The organism is Dactylosporangium sp. NPDC050688, from assembly GCF_040654515.1.
In the GTDB taxonomy this organism is placed as follows: domain Bacteria; phylum Actinomycetota; class Actinomycetes; order Mycobacteriales; family Micromonosporaceae; genus Dactylosporangium.
The window spans coordinates 36156-54160 of record NZ_JBFAIC010000001.1 but is presented as its reverse complement, the minus strand read 5'-3'; the positions used below and the strand labels follow the sequence as shown (position 1 = coordinate 54160).

The following is an 18005-nucleotide window of genomic DNA, read 5'->3' as shown; positions in this document are numbered from 1 at the left end:
CGTTGTGGCCGGTCACACGGTCCCCGAGTTGGCGTTGACGAGCGCGATGCACACGCCGATGCCGGCGACGGGGAAGACGATGACGCTGACCGCCCAGCCGATGAGGATGCCGAGCCCGAGCCCTCGGTCCCGGCGGGCGATCCAGACGATGCCGACCACCAGGCAGGCGACGAACAGCACCAGCTGCAGCAGCATCTCCAGGTAGATGCCCAGCAGCGCGTTCTCGCTGTTGTCGGACGAGGCGAGCAGGATCGTCACCAGCACGCCGATGCCGATCGCCAGGACCTGACCGCCGGCGGCGATGCCGAGGCCGGCGGCGACCCTGCGGCCGCGGATGGGCCGGTCCTGCCCGTTCGGGGGCAGCGGCGGCGGTGGCGGCACCGTCCAGCCCGAGTTCGGCGGCATCGTCATGCCGTCACCGCTTCCTTTCGTCGTACCAGGTCACGCATCACACCCGCCACGATGAGCGGCAGGCAGACCAGCAGGAACAGCTGCGGGCGGGTCAGGCCGAGCCATACCACCTCGTTGCCCCGCACGAACTCCACCACGAAACGGAACGTGGCGTAAGCGGCCAGATAGATTTTGAACAGCGCGCCGGGGGCGGTGACCTTCCGGCGCAGCGCCAGCAGCGCGCCGAACGCGGCGAGGTGGAACAGGATCTCGTAGGCGAAGGACGGGTGCAGCGGCACGCCGGCCACCGTGTGCATCGCTTCGGCCTGCGCCGCGTTGAGCGTGACGCCCCACGGCAGGCCCGTCGGCGTGCCGGGCGGCTCGGCGAGCAGGCAGCCGACCCGGCCGACCGCCATCCCGGCCGCGACGGCTGGGGCGAACAGGTCGCCGGTGCGCCACGGGTAGCCGGACACCTTCTTCGCCACGATCGCGCCCACGTACGCGCCGACGAGTCCCGACAGGATGCTGCGGTTGCCGTACGCCCACTGCTCCAGCAGCGTCGCGTTGTCGCGCGGGTCGAGGTGCTGCGCCCACGTGCCGAGCCGGGCGAAGAGGGCACCGCCGACGAGGGCGCCGGCCAGCACGTACCAGAGCCGGTCGTCCTGCGCCCGGCGGCGCCGGACCTCCCACAGGAACACGACGGCGGCGATCCCGATGCCGAGCGCGACGCACACGTCGTGGGTCAGGACCGCCACCGGACCGAACCTCGCGATCACCGGATGCACAACTGGGCAGCCTAGTGGGCCGTCCGGCGGTTCTGTGAAGATTCTCAGCAGGGGCAGGGCAGGCTGGCGCGGCTCGCCTACCCTGACGGGATGGTCAGCACCGAGGAAACCCGGCCGTTCGCGGCACCGGCCGCCCCACCGGGGCCACGCCGGTGGCTGACCGTGCTGCTGTGGCTGCTCATCGCGCCGCTGGCGCTGTGGGCGGCGGCCCGGGTGTTCGGCCTGGAGAGCGGCTTCCCGACCGTCCAGCTCATCGCGTTCACCCCGTATGTCGCGTTCGCCTCGCTGGTGCCGCTGGCGATCGCGCTGCTGACGAAGCGGATCTGGCCGGCGGTCGCGGCGGCGGTGGTGACCGTCGCGTTCGCGGCGTGCGTGCTGCCGCGCTGGATCTCCGACAGCGACGCCGGCACACCGGAGGGGCCGACGCTGCGCGTGATGAGCGTCAACATGCTCCTCGGCGGCGCCGACCCGGGCCAGATCGTGCGCCTCGTGCGCGACGGCGCCGTCGACCTGCTGGCGGTGCAGGAGTACACCGACGAAGGGCGCACGGCGCTGCGCCGGGCCGGGCTCGACGAGACGCTGCCCAACGTGGTGGCCTACCCGCGGCCTGGGGTGACCGGATCCGCCGTCTACAGCCGCTTCCCGCTCGTCGACAAGGGCTACCGGCGCTTCGCGTCCGACTTCGGGCAGGCGCGGGCCGGGGTGCAGGTCCCGGGCGCCGTCGAGGTGTATGTCGAGTCGGTGCACCCGTGCGCCCCGTCGGACGGCGACCGGGACGCCTGCTGGGTGTCGGACCTGGCGGCGCAGCCGGCCGCGACCCCGGCCGGGCCGGTCAACCTGCTCATCGGCGACTTCAACGCGACCCTCGACCACGCGGCGTTGCGCCAGGTGCTGGCCAAGGGATACCACGACGCGGCCGACGTCGCCGGTGCCGGGTTCTCCACGTCGTGGCCCTATGACGACCGGTGGTTCATCCCCGGCGTGACGATCGACCACGTGCTGACCGATGAGCGCGTCGGGGTGCGCAAGGTGGCCGTCCACCGTGTCGCGGGGACCGACCACAAGGCCGTGTTCGCCGAGCTGGTGCTCCCAAAGGCCGACCGCTGACCCGTCCGATCATGCCGAATCCGCACCTGAAAGATCACTGGCGCATACCTCCGGCTATACGCGGTTCGTTGGCCGGGAGTACCTTCACGTACGGATCGGGCGGAACGCCCCGACAGAACCACGTTGGAGCAGATGGGTGACACGAACCTTCCGCGGCACCGCGCTCGCCGTCATTGCGCCGGCCGTGCTCGCCGTCGTCCTGGCCGGCTGCTCGGACAAGAAGGACAATGCGGATGAGACGGCGACCGCCGACCGTCCGACGGTGGAGGTGACCGCCCAGCCGCAGGACGCGCAGACCGCGCAGGTCACGGCAGAGCAGGTCTTCGAAAACCTGTCCGGCGGCGACTGGGCCGGAGCCTGGGAGCTCTGGACCGACACCGCGCAGACGGCCATCGCCAAGGACGCCTACGTCGACCTGGTCTCGACCTGCACGTCGCTGCAAGGCGACTACGTCGTGACCGGGCTGACCCCGGTCGACGACTCGACGGCGACCGTCAAATGGACCCGGACACCGGCCGGCGGCACCGCGACGAGCGGCACCAATACGATCAAGTACCAGGCCGGTCAGTGGCGGTTCGAACCGGACCCGGCGGCGCTGGCCGCCTTCCGGCAGAACAAGTGCCCCTGACCGGGCACTGATCGGCCGCGGCCGGCTTCGGCGGCCGCGTACGGAGACGGTGAGAGGGCGGGGCCGGCCGGCTCCGCCCTCTCAGGTCATGGCTACACCCGCACCTGGCGGGACAGGCCGTAGCTGAGCGCGTCGACGAGCGCGGTCCAGCTCGCCTCCACCACGTTCTCGTGCACGCCGACCGTGGTCCAGTCCTCGCCCGTCGACCGGGTCTCCACCAGCACGCGCGTCACCGCGCCGGTGCCGTGGCTGCCCTCCAGGATGCGGACCTTGTAGTCGGCCAGCTCGAAGCGCGACAGCTGCGGGTAGTGCTTCGTCAGGGCCACCCGCAGCGCCTCGTCGAGGGCGTTGACGGGGCCGTTGCCCTCCGCCGTCGCGATGATCCGCTCCCCCTTGACCCGGACCTTGACCGTCGCCTCCGACACCACCGCGCCGTCCTCGCGGTGCTCCACGATGACGCGGTACGACTCGAGCGTGAACGGCTTCGGCACCGTACCGTCGGCGAGCTCGGCACGTACCAGCAGCTCGAACGACGCATCGGCGGCCTCGAACGACCAGCCGCGCGCCTCCAGCTCCTTGACCCGGGTGGTGACCCGCGACAGGGCCTCCGGGTGGCCGGTCAGGTCGACACCGAGTTCGCGTGCCTTGAGCTCGATGCTGGCCCGACCGGCCATCTCCGTGACCAGGATCCGCATGTCGTTGCCCACGACCTCGGGGTCGATGTGGTTGTAGAGCAGCGGATCCACTTTGATCGCGCTCGCGTGCAGGCCCGCCTTGTGAGCGAACGCTGACGACCCGACATATGCCTGGTGGGTGTCGGGTGCGATGTTGGCGATCTCTGCGACGGCGTGCGAGACGCGCACCATCTGCTCGATGCACCCGTCCGGTAGGACCGGCATACCGAGCTTCAGCTGGAGGTTGGCGACGACGGCGAAGAGGTCGGCGTTGCCGGGCCGCTCGCCGTAGCCGTTCGCGGTGCACTGGAAGTGCGGGACGCCCGCCTCGACGGCGGCGACCGTGTTCGCCACCGCGCAGGAGGTGTCGTTCTGGCAGTGGATGCCGAGCCGGGACACGGCCTCGTCCTCGCTGATGCCGAGCGCGCCGGCGAGCCTGCCCTTGACCTCGCCGATGGTCCGGGTGATCAGCGACGGCAGCATGCCACCGTTCGTGTCACACATGACGGCCTTCTCCGCGCCGGCGGCGAGCGCGGTCGCGGCGACCCGGGCGGTGTACTCCGGGTCGAACGCGTACCCGTCGAAGAAGTGCTCCAGGTCCAGGAAGACCCGCCGCCCCTCGCTCACCAGGTACGCGACGGTCTCGTGCACCATGGCCAGGTTCTCCTCGGCCGTGGTGCGCAGCGCCCGCTCCACGTGCCGCAGGTCCGACTTGGCGACCAGGGTCACGGCCGGGGTCTGCGCGTCGAGCAGCGCTCGTACCTGCTGGTCGTCCTGCACGCGGACGCCGGCCTTGCGGGTCGCGCCGAACGCGACGAACACCGCGTGCTTCAGGTCCAGCTCGGTGCGCGCTCTGCGGAAGAACTCGGTGTCCTTCGGCATCGCCCCCGGCCAGCCGCCCTCGATGAAGCCGACGCCGAACTCGTCGAGCAGCCGGGCGACCGCCAGCTTGTCGACGACTGAGTAGCTGATCGCCTCGCGCTGGGCCCCGTCGCGCAGCGTGGTGTCGTACACCTGCATGGTCTTCTCCTGGCTTTGGGATTTTTGTGGCTTCTGGCGGGTGGGCCAACAAAAAGACCCCTCGCGAATGCGAGAGGTCTGCGCGGCCAGCTAGGGGATGCTGGACGCGCTAAGGGCCAATAATGAGCCGAGTCACGTTGGGTAGCTTGCCACGCGCACGCCGCCCATGGCACGTGATTCCGGATTCTGAGAACCCGGGTGATCTGCTTCACGATTCACCCTGTTCGTCACGTCCCTGTAACGCACGTCGGTCAAGGTTGGGGTCAGTCAAGCGAAAGCACCAGGGAGGTCCCCGTGCTCACCGTTGGTGAACACGTCTCGGCACGACTACCGGGCAGGTCGTCGGTCTGATGTCGATCGAAGCACTGAAGGCCGCGCTGCCGTCGTATGCGAAGGACGTCGAGCTCAACCTCGACGCCGCGCTCGCCGGCGCCCTGCTCACCGAGCAGCAGCTGTGGGGCACCGCGCTCTCCTGCGCGATGACCACCCGCAGCGCCTTCGTGTTCCGCTCGATGCTCGCCGAGGCCGGGAATCACCTGAAGCCCGACGCTGTTACAGCAGCCAAGGCGGTCGCTTCCCGGATGGCGATCCACAACGTCTATTTCCGCGCCAAGCACCTCATCGGTGACGAGGCGTACCAGCACCTGCCGGCGCGCCTGCGCCGGCAGGTGACCACCTGGCCCGGCGTCAGCACCACCGACGTCGAGCTGTGGTCCACAGCAGTATCCGCGATCACCGGGTGCGGGGTGTGCCTGGAATCGCACGAAAGATCACTTCGTGGTGCAGGGGTGTCCCGCGAAGTGGTCGACGAGGGTCTACGCGTCGCCGCGGTAGTTCACGCGCTGGCCGTGACCCTCGATGCAGAGGCAGCTTCCGACTAGGAGCTTTCCTCTTGTACGGGTGTCGGAGTGGCGGCTCCGGCACCCGTACGCATTTCCGGCCCCGTTCGCCCTCAGGGCGTCCGGCCGGTGGTCATGGGCGGGTGGGCTGTTCGGCTGCTGTCGTTCGCCTGATCGGGCGGGGTTTTCGCCGGTTCCCGGTGGGTTTTTCCTGTTCACGGGCGGGGTGGACGGTGGTGGTGCCGCTCGGTCGTGCAAGTTGCGCACAGCGTGTCTGCGGGGTGATGGCATCGGCGGTTACCGTTTCCAGCAGCATCGCCGGGGGACCGGTCACGGCGGTGGGTCACGGAATCTGGGGGGCGACGCGCATGATCGACGACGGTGTTCCGCCCGGCCCCGGCGCCGATGCGGGGGGTGAGCCGCCGATCGAGCCACCGTTCGGCTGTGCTGATCCGATGCTGTGGCGGGTCGCCCGGGCGCTGCACGACGCGCACAAGCCACGCACCGACAACTTCTGCGAATGCAAGATGTTCTGGCCGTGCCCGGACGCGCAGCTCGCGGAGGAGGCATTGCTGCTGGCGTACGAGCGGCCCGCGCCGCGCGGCGTCCGGCCCGGCTACGGCCGGACGTCCAACCTCGGCCGCTGGTCGGCCTGACCCGTACACAAAAAGCCTGACCGTACCCAAGCAAACGGCAGAACCGGGCGTTACAGGACGCGGTGCACCCAGCCGTGCGGGTCGGGGGCCGTGCCCCGCTGGATGCCGACCAGGCGCTCGCGCAGCTCCATCGTGACCTTGCCCGCCGCGCCGTCGCCGATCGTGAACTCCCCCGACCGGTCGCGCACGACGCCGATCGGCGTGATGACGGCCGCGGTGCCGCAGGCGAACGCCTCGCGCAGCCGGCCGCTGCGCGCGTCTGCCTGCCACTGCTCGTAGGAATACAGCTCCTCGCGGACCGCGATGCCCTGGTCGGCGGCGAGACGCAGCACCGACTCGCGGGTGATGCCGGGCAGGATCGTGCCGGTCAGGGGCGGGGTGAGCATGGTGCCGTCGTCGAAGACGAAGAAGATGTTCATGCCGCCGAGCTCGTCGACGTAGCGCTGCTCGACGGCGTCGAGGAAGACGACCTGGTCGCAGCCGTGCTCGATGGCCTCGGCCTGGGCGACGAGGCTCGCGGCGTAGTTGCCGCCGCACTTGGCGGCGCCGGTGCCGCCCGGGGCGGCGCGGGTGTAGTCGCGGGAGACCCAGACGCTGACCGGTTTGACGCCACCCTTGAAGTAGCTGCCGACCGGGGAGGCGATGATCAGGAAGAGGTACTCCGAAGAGGGCTTGACGCCGAGGAAGACCTCGCTCGCGTACTGGAACGGGCGCAGGTAGAGGCTGCCCTCGGGGTCGGAGGGGACCCAGTCGCGGTCGACGCGGATCAGCTCCGCCAGCGCGTCCAGGAACAGCTGCGGCGGCACCGGCGCCATGGCCATGCGGGCCGCGGACTCGCGGAAGCGGGCGGCGTTGGCGTCGGGGCGGAACAGGGTGATGCCGCCGTCGGCCGCCCGGTAGGCCTTCAGGCCCTCGAAGATCTCCTGTGCGTAGTGCAGCACGGCGGTCGCCGGGTCCATCGGGATCGGCGCGCGGGCCTCGACGCGGGCGTCATACCAGCCCTTGCCCTCGGCATAACGGACGGTGACCATGTGGTCGGTGAAGATCCGTCCGAAGCCGGGGTTGGCGAGCATCGCGGCCCGCTCCGCGGCGCTGACCGGCGCCGGGTTGGGACGGACCTCGAAGTCGAGCGTGTCACCGCCGTTCATGGCGTGCCTCCAGTTGCGCGTCGTGTCTGCAACTTACCCCGAACGGTCGTTCAAGCGCACGAAGGGGTCAGGCGACGGCTTCGGCGAGCCGATCGCCGACCGCCTCGGTCGACAGCGCCGAGCCGGGGGTGCGCGCGGCGACCTCCGCGCCGACGGCCTCGGTGACCTTCGCCGCCGCCTCGGGGTGGCCGAGGTGGTCCAGCAGCAGCGCGGCGGACAGCACCGCAGCGGACGGGTCGGCGATGCCCTTGCCGGCGATGTCCGGCGCGGAGCCGTGCACCGGCTCGAACATGGACGGGAAGGCGCGCTCCGGGTTGATCGAGCCGCTGGCCGCCAGGCCGATGCCGCCGGTGACCGCGGCCGCGATGTCGGTGAGGATGTCGCCGAAGAGGTTGTCGGTGACCACCACGTCGTAGCGCTGCGGGTTGCTCACCAGGAACATGGCGGCGGCGTCGACGTGCTGGTACTCGGTCTCGATGTCCGGGAACTCGGCCTTGACCTCGTTGAAGGTGCGGGCCCACAGGCCGCCGGCGTGGGTGAGCACGTTGGTCTTGTGCACCAGCGTCACCTTGCGCCGCTCGCGCTTCGCGGCCCGGGCGAACGCGTCGCGGATCACGCGCTCGACGCCGTGGCGGGTGTTGAGGCTCTCCTCGGTGGCGACCTCGGCGGCGGTGCCCGGGTGCAGGTTGCCGCCGGCGCCGACGTAGAGGCCCTCGGTGCCCTCGCGGACGACGACGAGGTCGATCTCGCCGGGCTTCACGCCGGCCAGCGGGCTGGTCGTGCCGGGCCACAGCCGCGACGGGCGCAGGTTCACGTACTGGTCGAAGTCGAAGCGCAGCTTGAGCAGCAGGCCGCGCTCGAGCACGCCCGGCGGGACGCTCGGGTCGCCGACGGCGCCGAGCAGGATCGCGTCGTGCCCGCGCAGCTCCTCGGTCACGCTGTCGGGCAGCACCTCGCCGGTGCGGTGGTAGCGGGCGGCGCCAAGGTCGTAGTCCGTCGTCTCGACACCCGGAAGGACGACCCGGAGCACCTTGAGTGCCTGAGCCACCACTTCGGTCCCGATACCGTCCCCGGCCACGACCGCGATCTTCGCCACCACTGCGCCCCTTTCCTCGGACCTGCCCACGGTACGCGTTCGTCCCACCGCGTGGACCGTCATCTCAAGTACTGGAAAGAAGACGGGGGCAGGGAGAGCCGCCACTCTCCCCGCCCCCTAGGAGGAACGTCTTACTCGCCCGACAGGTCGACCGTGCTCGCCGCGGTGGCGCCGATGGCCTGCTGGGCCTCGTTGAGCAGGTCCGCGTGCACGGACGTGTCGACGGTCAGCGTCATCAGCGCCTCGCCTCCGGCCTCGCGCCGGGCGACCTGCATCGCCGCGATGTTGACCCCCGCAGTGCCCAGTATCGACCCAACCAATCCCACGACGCCGGGGCGGTCGGCATATCGGAAGAACAGCAGCACACCGTCCGCGGCCAGCTCAAGGCTGAAGCCGTCGATCTCGGTCAGCTTCAGCGCCTCGCGCGGTCCCGCGACATAGGTGCCGGACACGGAGGCTACCCTGCCGTCGGGCAGCGCACCGCGCACGGTCACCAGGTTGGTCTGATCGGCGGACTCGGTGAACACCGCGAGTGCCACCTCGACGCCCCGATCGGCCGCCAGGTGGGGCGCGTTGACATAGGTGACCTGCTCCGCCACCACGCTGCTGAACAGGCCTTTCGTCGCGGCGAGCTTCAGCACCGAGACGTCGTGGGTGGCGATCTCGCCGTGCACCTCGACCGTGACGGCGGAGGCGATACCGCCCGCGACGGCGGTGAACACCCGGCCGAGCTTCTCCGCGAGGGGCAGCAGCGGGCGCACCTCCTCCGCGACGACGCCGCCGACCTGGACGTTGACCGCGTCGGGGACGAACTCGCCGTCGAGCGCGAGCTTCACGCTGCGGGCCACGGCCAGGCCGGCCTTGTCCTGCGCCTCGACCGTGGAGGCGCCCAGGTGCGGGGTCGCGACCACGTTGTCGAACGCGAACAGTGGCGAGGCGACGCACGGCTCCTTGCTGAACACGTCGATGCCGGCGCCGGCGACCCGGCCGTCGGCGATCGCGTCGGCGAGGGCCTGCTCGTCGACGAGGCCACCGCGGGCCGCGTTGATGATCCGCACGCCCGGCTTGACGATGCCCAGCTCGCGGGCGCCGATGAGGCCGACCGTCTCCGGGGTCTTCGGCAGGTGGATCGAGATGAAGTCGCTCTCGCGCAGCAGCTCGTCCAGGCCCAGCAGGCGTACGCCGAGGGCGGCCGCCCTGGCCGGCTGGATGTAGGGGTCGTACGCGACGAGCCGCACCCCGAAGGCGGCCATCCGCTGCGCGAACAGCACGCCGATGCGGCCCAGGCCGACGACGCCGACGACCTTGCCGGACAGCTCGACGCCGGTGTACTTGGACCGCTTCCACTCGCCGGCCTTCAGCGCGGCGGAGGCGGCGGCGGTGTTGCGGGCGACCGCGAGCAGCAGCGCGACGGCCTGCTCGGCGGCGGAGACGATGTTGGACGTCGGCGCGTTGACGACCATGACGCCGCGCGCGGTGGCGGCCGGGACGTCGACGTTGTCGAGGCCGACGCCGGCGCGGGCGACGACCTTGAGCCGCGGTGCGGCCGCGACGGCCTCGGCGTCGACCTGGGTGGCGCTGCGGACGATGATCGCGCTGGCGTCGGCGAGTGACGCCAGCAGTGCCGGACGGTCGGTGCCGTCGATGTGACGGACCTCGTAGTCGTCGGCGAGGACCTCAAGGGCGGAAGGAGCTAGCTCCTCGGCGATCAGCACCACCGGGCGTTCAGGAGGGAGGGTCATGCGGTCCTCGACTTCCGGGCTTCGGCTGGCGTCGATACGCGTGGCGCGCGGCACTGCGCGCCACGCGCAGGAATCGGCGACGGGGCCGGGCGGACGGCCTCTTCCGCCGATGGTAGGCCCGCCGCCACGACCGCCCGTCCCCGCTCGGACGTGAGCGCGATCACAGCCGCCCGTTCGGGTGACCGGCCGGCAAGGGCCCGACCTGGCGTTGTCTGACCTTTGGGCGTACCGGAAATCGCCGCTTGACTCTCCTGCCGCTGGAGACCTGACGCTGGTCGTACCAGCAAGACAGCGACACGTCTTACCAGCAAGACAGCGACACGTCTTACCAGCAAGACAGCGACACGTCTTACCAGCAAGACAAGGAGGACACGATGGAGAATCCATACGCGGCCGAGGCCGAGCAGCGGTGGGGTCAGAGCGAGGCTTACCGGCAGTCCGCCGAGCGGACCGCGAAGTACACGCCGCAGGACTGGGAACGCATCAAGGCCGAGGCGGCCGAGAACGCCGCGGCGTTCACGCGGGCGTTCGTCGACGGCGAGCCGGCCCAGGGTGAGCTGGCGATGGACCTCGCCGAGGCGCACCGGCGGCACATCAGCCGGTGGTTCTACGACTGCTCCAGCGAGATCCACCGCGGCCTCGGCGACATGTACGTCGACGACCCGCGGTTCACGGCGAACTACGACACGGACCACCCGGGCCTGGCGCAGTTCATCCGCGACGCGATCCACGCGAACGCGGCGCGCGCATAACGAAGAAGGGGGGCCGTGGCCCCCCTTCCCGATGTCAGGCCGTCTCGGTGATGGGCCGGTCGACCCAGCTCATCATCGAACGCAGCTTCTGGCCGGTCTCCTCGATCGGGTGCGCGGCACCCTGCTCGCGGAGCTTGGTGAAGTTGGGGCGGCCGGCGTCGTCCTCGGCGATCCACTCGCGGGCGAACTCGCCGGACTGGATCTCGGCGAGGATCCGCTTCATCTCCTCCTTGACCCGGGCGTCGACGACGCGCGGGCCGCGGGAGTAGTCGCCGTACTCGGCGGTGTCGGACACGCTGTACCGCATCCGGGCGATGCCGCCCTCGTACATGAGGTCCACGATCAGCTTGAGCTCGTGGAGGCACTCGAAGTAGGCGATCTCCGGGGCGTAGCCCGCCTCGGTGAGCACCTCGAAGCCGGTCTGCACCAGCGCGGAGGCGCCGCCGCAGAGGACCGCCTGCTCGCCGAACAGGTCGGTCTCGGTCTCCTCCTTGAACGTGGTCTTGATCGCGCCGGCGCGGGTGCCGCCGATACCCGCCGCGTACGCGAGGGCGAGGGCGAACGCGTTGCCGGTCGCGTCCTGCTCGACGGCGACGAGGCACGGCACGCCCTTGCCGTCCACGAACTGGCGGCGGACCAGGTGGCCCGGGCCCTTCGGGGCGACCATGGCGACGTCCACGTCGGCCGGGGGCGTGATGAACCCGTACCGGATGTTGAGGCCGTGGCCGAAGAGCAGCGCCTTGCCGGCGGTGAGGTGCGGCTCCACCGACTCGGCGTAGAGGGAGCGCTGCGCGGTGTCGGGCGCCAGGATCATGATGACGTCCGCCTCGGCGGAGGCCTCGGCCGGCGAGAGGACCCGCAGGCCCTGCTCCTCGGCCTTCGCGCGGCTCTTGGAGCCCTCCGGAAGGCCGACGCGGACGTCGACACCGGAGTCACGCAGGGACAGCGCGTGGGCGTGACCCTGGCTGCCGTAACCGAGGACCGCAACCTTGCGGCCCTGGATCAACGACAGGTCGGCGTCGTCGTCGTAGAACACCTCGGCGGACATGTCTTTCCTTTCATCTGTTTCCAGCTCCCCGGCCCTGGCGGGCCGCGGTTTCGTGGGGGGCTGCGCCACCCCACACCCCCCATGCGGCGCAGGCGCCGCACTCAAGCCTTGTGTTCAAATCACGACGCGGCGCGGAGCGCCGGGCCCGTGGTGATGGAGCGGGAGCCACGGCCGATGGCCACGACGCCGGACTGGACCATTTCCTTGATACCGAACGGCTCCAGGTCGCGGAGCAACGCGTCCAGTTTTTCCGACGTGCCGGTGGCCTCGATCGTGAGGGCGTCCGGCGAGACGTCGACCACGCGGGCCCGGAACAGGTTCACCGTCTCCAGGACCTGAGAGCGGACCGGCCGCTCGGCGCGCACCTTCACCAGCAGCAGCTCGCGCTGGACGCTGGCGTTGCTGTCCAGCTCGACGATCTTCAGGACCTGCACCAGCTTGTTGAGCTGCTTGGTGACCTGCTCGAGCGGGCTGTCCTCGGCGTTGACGACGATCGTCATCCGGGAGACCTCGGGGTGCTCGGTCTCACCGACCGCGAGGGAGTCGATGTTGAAGCCGCGGCGGGCGAACAGGCCGGCGACCCGCGCGAGGATGCCGGGCTTGTTCTCCACCAGGACCGACAGGGTGTGTGTGGTCATCTCAGACGTCGTCCTTATCGAACTTGGGCGCGACCCCGCGGGCGAACATGATCTCGTCGTTGCTGGTGCCGGCGGGGACCATCGGCCACACCATGGCGTCCTTGCCGACCACGAAGTCGATGACGACCGGCTGGTCGGTGACCTTCATCGCGGCCTCGATCGTGGCGTCGACGTCGCGCTTGGTCTCGCAGCGCAGCCCGACGCAGCCGAGCGCGTCGGCGAGCTTCACGAAGTCCGGGATGCGGTGCTTGTGGGTGCCCAGCTCGGTGTTGGAGTAGCGCTGGTCGTAGAACAGCGTCTGCCACTGCCGGACCATGCCGAGGTTGCCGTTGTTGATGACGGCGACCTTGATCGGGATGCCCTCCAGGGCGCAGGTGGCCAGCTCCTGGTTGGTCATCTGGAAGCAGCCGTCGCCGTCGATCGCCCAGACCACCTTGTCGGGGCGGCCGACCTTGGCGCCCATGGCGGCGGGGACCGCGTACCCCATCGTGCCGAGACCGCCGGAGTTCAGCCAGGTCGCCGGGTGCTCGTACTGGACGAACTGCGCCGCCCACATCTGGTGCTGGCCGACGCCGGCGGTGTAGATCGCGTCGGGTCCGACGAGCTTGCCGATACGTTCGATGACGTACTGGGGAGCGAGCGTCCCGTCGGACGGCTCCTCGTAGCCCAGCGGGTACCGGCCGCGGATGTCGTCCAGCGTGGCCCACCAGCCCTTGAGGTCCGTCTTGTGACCGGCGCCGTACTCGGTGGTGACGGCGCCGATCAGCTCCTCGATGACGTGCTTGGCGTCGCCGACGATCGGCACGTCCGCGACCCGGTTCTTGCCGATCTCGGCCGGGTCGATATCGGCGTGGATGATCTGCGCGTTCGGCGCGAACGTGCTCAGGTCCCCGGTGACCCGGTCGTCGAAGCGGGCGCCGAGGGTGATCAGCAGGTCCGCCTTCTGCAGCGCGTAGACGGCGCCGACCGTGCCGTGCATGCCGGGCATGCCCAGGTGCTGCGGGTGCGAGTCGGGGAACGCGCCGCGGGCCATCAGCGTCGTGACGACCGGCGCGCCGGTCAGCTCGGCCAGCTTGCGCAGCACCTCGGAGGCGCGGGCCTTGATGACGCCGCCGCCCACGTACAGCACGGGCCGCTTCGCGGCGGCGATCAGCCGGGCCGCCTCGCGGATCTGCTTGCCGTGCGGGTGCAGCGTCGGGTGGTAGCCGGGCAGGTCCAGCGTCGGCGGCCACTTGAACGTCGTCTGCTTGACCAGGACGTCCTTCGGGATGTCGACGAGGACCGGGCCGGGGCGGCCGGTGGAGGCCAGGTGGAACGCCTCGGCCAGGACCCGCGGCAGCTCCTCGCCCGACTTCACCAGGTAGTTGTGCTTGGTGATCGGCAGGGTGATGCCGGCGATGTCGGCCTCCTGGAACGCGTCGGTGCCGATGGAGGCCGAGGCGACCTGGCCGGTGATCGCGACCATCGCGACGGAGTCCATGTACGCGTCGGCGATCGGCGTGACCAGGTTGGTCGCGCCCGGGCCGGACGTCGCCATGCAGACGCCGACCTTGCCGGTGGCCTGCGCGTAGCCGGTCGCGGCGTGCCCGGCACCCTGCTCGTGGCGGACCAGGATGTGCCGGACGGACTCGGAGTCGAACAGCGGGTCGTACGCGGGCAGGATCGCCCCGCCGGGGATGCCGAAGACGACGTCCGCACCGAGCGCCTCGAGCGAGCGCACCAGCACCTGCGCACCGGTCAGGAGCTCCGGCTTCCGGTCTACGGTCGCCTTGTCCGACTTGTCGGCCGGCGCCGACGAACCCGCCGGCACGGCCGGCGAGGCCGGCGCGGTCGGGTGCGCTCGGTGGGCGAGGACTTCAGGCGTGGGTCTCGTCATCGCATTTCGCACTTTCGCTCGAAGGTGTCCAGGTCACTGCTCAGAACTCGCTCGGACATGAAAAAACCCCTCCGTGCGATGCACGAGGGGCTAGCGCGCTGACGGCAGGCGTCGGCGCGCTAGATGATAAGTACTCGCAGCGACCTCGACGACATGACCCCACTCTCGCGCATCTCACGGCCCGAGTCAACCGGTCCCACGATCTGGAACGTGTCAGACTCACAAGTATGCCCGAGCTGCGGTCCAAAACCTCCACTTCTGGTCGCAACATGGCCGGCGCACGCGCCCTCTGGCGCGCCACCGGCATGACCGACGCAGATTTCGGTAAGCCCATCGTCGCCATCGCCAACAGCTTCACGCAGTTCGTGCCGGGCCATGTCCACCTGCGCAACCTCGGGATCATCGTCGCGGACGCGGTCGCCGAGGCCGGTGGGGTCGCCAAGGAGTTCAACACCATCGCCGTCGACGACGGCATCGCCATGGGCCACGGCGGGATGCTCTACTCGCTGCCCAGCCGCGAGCTCATCGCCGACGCCGTCGAGTACATGGTGCAGGCGCACTGCGCCGACGCGCTCGTGTGCATCTCCAACTGCGACAAGATCACACCCGGCATGCTGCTCGCCGCCCTTCGCCTGAACATCCCCACCGTCTTCGTCTCCGGCGGCCCCATGGAAGCCGGCAAGACCGTCGCGATCGAGGGGGTCGTGCACGCCAAGCTCGACCTGATCGACGCGATGATCGCCTCCGCCAACGAGGCCGTCACCGACGAGCAGCTGGGCCAGATCGAGCGCTCCGCCTGCCCGACCTGCGGCTCCTGCTCCGGCATGTTCACCGCCAACTCGATGAACTGCCTCACCGAGGCGATCGGCCTGGCCCTGCCGGGCAACGGCTCGGCCCTCGCCACGCACAGCGCCCGCAAGGCCCTCTTCGAGCGCGCCGGCTCGCTGATCGTCGACCTGTGCAAGCAGTACTACGAGGGTGACGACGCGTCGGTGCTGCCCCGCGCGATCGCCACCCGGGAGGCGTTCGAGAACGCGGTCGCCCTCGACGTCGCCATGGGCGGCTCGACCAACACCGTGCTGCACCTGCTCGCCGCCGCCCGCGAGGCCGAGGTCGACTTCAGCGTCGCCGACATCGACGGCATCTCCCGCCGGGTGCCGTGCCTGTCGAAGGTCGCGCCGAACAGCCCGAAGTACCACATGGAGGACGTGCACCGGGCCGGCGGCATCCCCGCCATCCTCGGCGAGCTCAACCGCGCCGGCCTGCTCAACACCGGCGTGCGCAGCGTCCACTCCCCCGACCTGGCGGGCTGGCTGGCCGAGTGGGACATCCGCTCCGGGTCGGCCTCCGAGGCCGCGCTGGAGCTGTTCCACGCCGCGCCCGGCGGGGTGCGCACCGTCGAACCGTTCTCCACGTCCAACCGCTGGGCGACCCTCGACACCGACGCCGCCGAGGGCTGCATCCGGGACCAGGAGCACGCGTACACCGCCGACGGCGGCCTCGCGATCCTCTTCGGCAACATCGCCCCCGACGGCTGCGTCGTCAAGACCGCCGGCGTCCCGGACGAGAACCTCGTCTTCCACGGCACGGCGCGGGTCTTCGAGTCGCAGGAGTCGGCGGTCGACGGCATCCTCGCCAAGGAGGTCGTCCCCGGTGACGTGGTGGTCATCCGGTACGAAGGCCCGAAGGGCGGGCCGGGCATGCAGGAAATGCTCTACCCGACGTCGTTCCTGAAGGGGCGGGGCCTGGGCCGCGCCTGCGCGCTCATCACCGACGGCCGCTTCTCCGGCGGCACCTCCGGCCTGTCCATCGGCCACATCTCGCCCGAGGCGGCCGGCGGCGGCCTCATCGCTCTCGTCGAGGACGGCGACCGGATCGAGATCGACATCCCGCACCGCTCGATCAGCCTGATCGTCGATGAGGACGTGCTCACCGCGCGCCGGGTGGCGCAGGAGAAGCGCGAGCGGCCGTACACGCCGCTGGACCGGCAGCGCCCCGTCTCGGCGGCACTGCGCGCGTACGCCTCGATGGCCACCGCGGCGAGCGACGGCGCCTACCGCAAGGTGCCGTAGATCTCCGTGCTCCCAGGCCAATCCCCCGCGATTGGCCTGGGAGTGCGCCGCCTGCGTGCACTAGCATCGACGGTGAACCCGCGACTGGCGCACATCAAGGTGGAACCGACCACCGGGGAGCTTCCTGTATCGCTGGCACCGCGCGCCTGGGTGCCGCGGTCGCCTCGTCATGAGGAAGCGCCCATGCATGTTCCAGCCCTGCCCGCCATCACCTCCGCCGACCCGGACCTCGCGGACCTGATCCAGCGCGAGGCCTCCCGCCAGCACGACACGCTGCGCATGATCGCCTCGGAGAACTACGTCTCCCAGGCCGTCCTCGAGGCCACCGGCACCGTCCTGACGAACAAGTACTCCGAGGGCTACCCCGGCAAGCGGTACTACGAGGGCCAGCGCTTCATCGACCCGATCGAGGAGCTGGCGATCACCCGGGCCAAGTCGCTCTTCAGCGTCGAGCACGCCAACGTGCAGCCCTACTCCGGCTCCCCCGCCAACCTCGCGGTCTACATGGCCCTGGCCGCGCCCGGCGACACCGTCATGGGCATGGCCCTGCCGATGGGCGGCCACCTCACCCACGGCTGGTCCGTGTCGGCGACCGGCGCGTGGTTCCGGCCCGTGCAGTACACCGTCCGCCAGTCCGACGGCCTGATCGACTTCGACGAGGTCCGCGACATCGCCGTGCGCGAGCGCCCGAAGCTGATCTTCTCCGGCGGCACCGCCATCCCCCGCACCATCGACTTCGCCCGCTTCGCCGAGATCGCCCGCGAGGTCGGCGCGGTCCTGGTCGCCGACATCGCGCACATCGCCGGCCTCATCGCCGGCGGCGCCCACCCCTCGCCGGTCGGCCACGCCTCCATCATCACCACCACCACGCACAAGACGCTCCGCGGCCCGCGCGGCGCCATGATCCTCGCCTCTTCGGAATACGCGAAGGCGGTTGACAAGGCCGTCTTCCCCGGCCTGCAGGGCGGCCCGCACAACCACACCACGGCGGGCATCGCCGTCGCGCTGCGCGAGGCCGCTCAGCCGTCGTTCCGCGCGTACGCCCACCAGATCGTCGCCAACGCCCGCGCCCTGGCCGCCGCCCTTCTGGAGCGCGGCTTCGACCTGGTCTCGGGCGGCACCGACAACCACCTCATCCTGATCGACCTCACCGGCAAGAACATCGGCGGCAAGCCCGCCGCCCGTGCCCTCGACCGCGCCGGGATCGAGACCAACTACAACACCGTGCCGTACGACACCCGCAAGCCCTTCGACCCGTCCGGCCTGCGCATCGGTACGCCCGCACTCACCACCCGCGGCCTCACCGAGGCCCAGATGCCCCAGGTCGCCGACTGGATCTCCCGCGCCGTCGACGCCGCGGTCAAGGACGACGAGCAGGCCTTGGACACCATCGCCGCCGAGGTGCGCGAGCTGCTGTCCGCGTACCCGATGCCCGGCTGGCACTGACGTCACGGTGCCGCCCGGCGGGAACGCGTGGTTCCTGCCGGGCGGCGCCTGGCCCTGCTCCTGCGGCGTGCCTTCTGGCGTGCCGGGG

The 18005-nt window shown here is 70.6% G+C and carries 16 protein-coding genes; 7 read left to right on the top strand and 9 right to left on the bottom strand.

Annotated features, from left to right (window positions below; genetic code table 11):
- Window positions 1-12: 12 nt before the first annotated feature.
- Complete coding sequence (locus tag AB0H83_RS00225) at window positions 13-411, bottom strand: hypothetical protein (RefSeq protein ID WP_360084334.1); 399 nt, start codon at window positions 409-411, stop codon at window positions 13-15.
- The gene (locus AB0H83_RS00220; protein ID WP_360085514.1) at window positions 408-1166 is read right to left on the bottom strand and encodes a prolipoprotein diacylglyceryl transferase family protein; all 759 of its coding nucleotides are present in this window, start codon (window positions 1164-1166) and stop codon (window positions 408-410) included. Before AB0H83_RS00220 ends, AB0H83_RS00225 begins: the two co-directional genes overlap by 4 nt.
- Before the next feature lie 99 nt (window positions 1167-1265).
- Between AB0H83_RS00220 and AB0H83_RS00215 the strand changes: the two genes are divergently transcribed.
- The gene (locus AB0H83_RS00215; RefSeq protein ID WP_360084331.1) at window positions 1266-2282 is read left to right on the top strand and encodes an endonuclease/exonuclease/phosphatase family protein; all 1017 of its coding nucleotides are present in this window, start codon (window positions 1266-1268) and stop codon (window positions 2280-2282) included.
- A gap of 136 nt (window positions 2283-2418) precedes the next feature.
- Window positions 2419-2910 carry a hypothetical protein gene (locus AB0H83_RS00210; protein WP_360084328.1) on the top strand — a complete coding sequence of 164 codons (492 nt, stop codon included), beginning with the start codon at window positions 2419-2421 and terminating at the stop codon, window positions 2908-2910.
- Between the two features lie 92 nt (window positions 2911-3002).
- Here AB0H83_RS00210 and cimA read toward each other — a convergent pair whose 3' ends face one another.
- A complete protein-coding gene (cimA, locus tag AB0H83_RS00205) occupies window positions 3003-4604 on the bottom strand; it encodes a citramalate synthase (RefSeq protein WP_360084325.1) in 1602 nt (533 codons plus the stop codon).
- 350 nt (window positions 4605-4954) lie between these two features.
- On the opposite strand from cimA, the gene AB0H83_RS00200 reads away from it, so the two are divergent.
- The gene (locus AB0H83_RS00200; RefSeq protein ID WP_360084322.1) at window positions 4955-5485 is read left to right on the top strand and encodes a carboxymuconolactone decarboxylase family protein; all 531 of its coding nucleotides are present in this window, start codon (window positions 4955-4957) and stop codon (window positions 5483-5485) included.
- 191 nt (window positions 5486-5676) lie between these two features.
- Window positions 5677-6099 (top strand): hypothetical protein, encoded by a 423-nt coding sequence (locus tag AB0H83_RS00195; protein ID WP_360084319.1) that lies wholly within the window; start codon window positions 5677-5679, stop codon window positions 6097-6099.
- A 50-nt stretch (window positions 6100-6149) separates the two neighbouring features.
- Here AB0H83_RS00195 and AB0H83_RS00190 read toward each other — a convergent pair whose 3' ends face one another.
- From AB0H83_RS00190 to serA, 3 genes are all read right to left on the bottom strand, one after another.
- Complete coding sequence (locus tag AB0H83_RS00190; RefSeq protein WP_360084316.1) at window positions 6150-7247, bottom strand: branched-chain amino acid aminotransferase; 1098 nt, start codon at window positions 7245-7247, stop codon at window positions 6150-6152.
- A gap of 67 nt (window positions 7248-7314) precedes the next feature.
- Window positions 7315-8343 (bottom strand): 3-isopropylmalate dehydrogenase, encoded by a 1029-nt coding sequence (locus AB0H83_RS00185; RefSeq protein ID WP_360084313.1) that lies wholly within the window; start codon window positions 8341-8343, stop codon window positions 7315-7317.
- Between the two features lie 131 nt (window positions 8344-8474).
- A complete protein-coding gene (serA, locus tag AB0H83_RS00180; RefSeq protein WP_360084310.1) occupies window positions 8475-10085 on the bottom strand; it encodes a phosphoglycerate dehydrogenase in 1611 nt (536 codons plus the stop codon).
- A gap of 374 nt (window positions 10086-10459) precedes the next feature.
- On the opposite strand from serA, the gene AB0H83_RS00175 reads away from it, so the two are divergent.
- Window positions 10460-10837: a TipAS antibiotic-recognition domain-containing protein gene (locus tag AB0H83_RS00175; protein WP_360084307.1), complete on the top strand. Its 378-nt coding sequence runs from the start codon at window positions 10460-10462 to the stop codon at window positions 10835-10837.
- A gap of 34 nt (window positions 10838-10871) precedes the next feature.
- On the opposite strand, the gene ilvC is transcribed toward AB0H83_RS00175, so the two are convergent.
- The 3 genes from ilvC to AB0H83_RS00160 form a co-directional block, all read right to left on the bottom strand.
- Window positions 10872-11885 carry a ketol-acid reductoisomerase gene (ilvC, locus tag AB0H83_RS00170; RefSeq protein WP_360084304.1) on the bottom strand — a complete coding sequence of 338 codons (1014 nt, stop codon included), beginning with the start codon at window positions 11883-11885 and terminating at the stop codon, window positions 10872-10874.
- 119 nt (window positions 11886-12004) lie between these two features.
- A complete protein-coding gene (ilvN, locus tag AB0H83_RS00165; protein ID WP_033364560.1) occupies window positions 12005-12523 on the bottom strand; it encodes an acetolactate synthase small subunit in 519 nt (172 codons plus the stop codon).
- Between the two features lies 1 nt (window position 12524).
- Complete coding sequence (locus AB0H83_RS00160; RefSeq protein ID WP_360084300.1) at window positions 12525-14399, bottom strand: acetolactate synthase large subunit; 1875 nt, start codon at window positions 14397-14399, stop codon at window positions 12525-12527.
- 227 nt (window positions 14400-14626) lie between these two features.
- On the opposite strand from AB0H83_RS00160, the gene ilvD reads away from it, so the two are divergent.
- On the top strand, window positions 14627-16471 hold the full coding sequence (ilvD, locus tag AB0H83_RS00155) for a dihydroxy-acid dehydratase (RefSeq protein ID WP_360084297.1): 1845 nt from the start codon (window positions 14627-14629) through the stop codon (window positions 16469-16471).
- Window positions 16472-16654: 183 nt separating this feature from the next.
- Window positions 16655-17917, top strand: a complete 1263-nt coding sequence (gene glyA / locus AB0H83_RS00150) for a serine hydroxymethyltransferase (protein WP_360084294.1) — start codon at window positions 16655-16657, stop codon at window positions 17915-17917.
- Window positions 17918-18005 lie beyond the last annotated feature (88 nt).

Excerpts from the sequence above, each read along its gene's own strand:
- ilvC (WP_360084304.1), bottom strand. The coding sequence starts at position 11,885 with ATGTCCGCCGAGGTGTTCTACGACGACGACGCCGACCTGTCGTTGATC.
- AB0H83_RS00175 (WP_360084307.1), top strand. The coding sequence starts at position 10,460 with ATGGAGAATCCATACGCGGCCGAGGCCGAGCAGCGGTGGGGTCAGAGC.
- ilvD (WP_360084297.1), top strand. The coding sequence starts at position 14,627 with ATGCCCGAGCTGCGGTCCAAAACCTCCACTTCTGGTCGCAACATGGCC.
- AB0H83_RS00190 (WP_360084316.1), bottom strand. The coding sequence starts at position 7,247 with ATGAACGGCGGTGACACGCTCGACTTCGAGGTCCGTCCCAACCCGGCG.
- AB0H83_RS00200 (WP_360084322.1), top strand. The coding sequence starts at position 4,955 with ATGTCGATCGAAGCACTGAAGGCCGCGCTGCCGTCGTATGCGAAGGAC.
- glyA (WP_360084294.1), top strand. The coding sequence starts at position 16,655 with ATGCATGTTCCAGCCCTGCCCGCCATCACCTCCGCCGACCCGGACCTC.
- AB0H83_RS00225 (WP_360084334.1), bottom strand. The coding sequence starts at position 411 with ATGACGATGCCGCCGAACTCGGGCTGGACGGTGCCGCCACCGCCGCCG.
- AB0H83_RS00160 (WP_360084300.1), bottom strand. The coding sequence starts at position 14,399 with ATGACGAGACCCACGCCTGAAGTCCTCGCCCACCGAGCGCACCCGACC.
- ilvN (WP_033364560.1), bottom strand. The coding sequence starts at position 12,523 with ATGACCACACACACCCTGTCGGTCCTGGTGGAGAACAAGCCCGGCATC.
- AB0H83_RS00215 (WP_360084331.1), top strand. The coding sequence starts at position 1,266 with ATGGTCAGCACCGAGGAAACCCGGCCGTTCGCGGCACCGGCCGCCCCA.
- serA (WP_360084310.1), bottom strand. The coding sequence starts at position 10,085 with ATGACCCTCCCTCCTGAACGCCCGGTGGTGCTGATCGCCGAGGAGCTA.
- cimA (WP_360084325.1), bottom strand. The coding sequence starts at position 4,604 with ATGCAGGTGTACGACACCACGCTGCGCGACGGGGCCCAGCGCGAGGCG.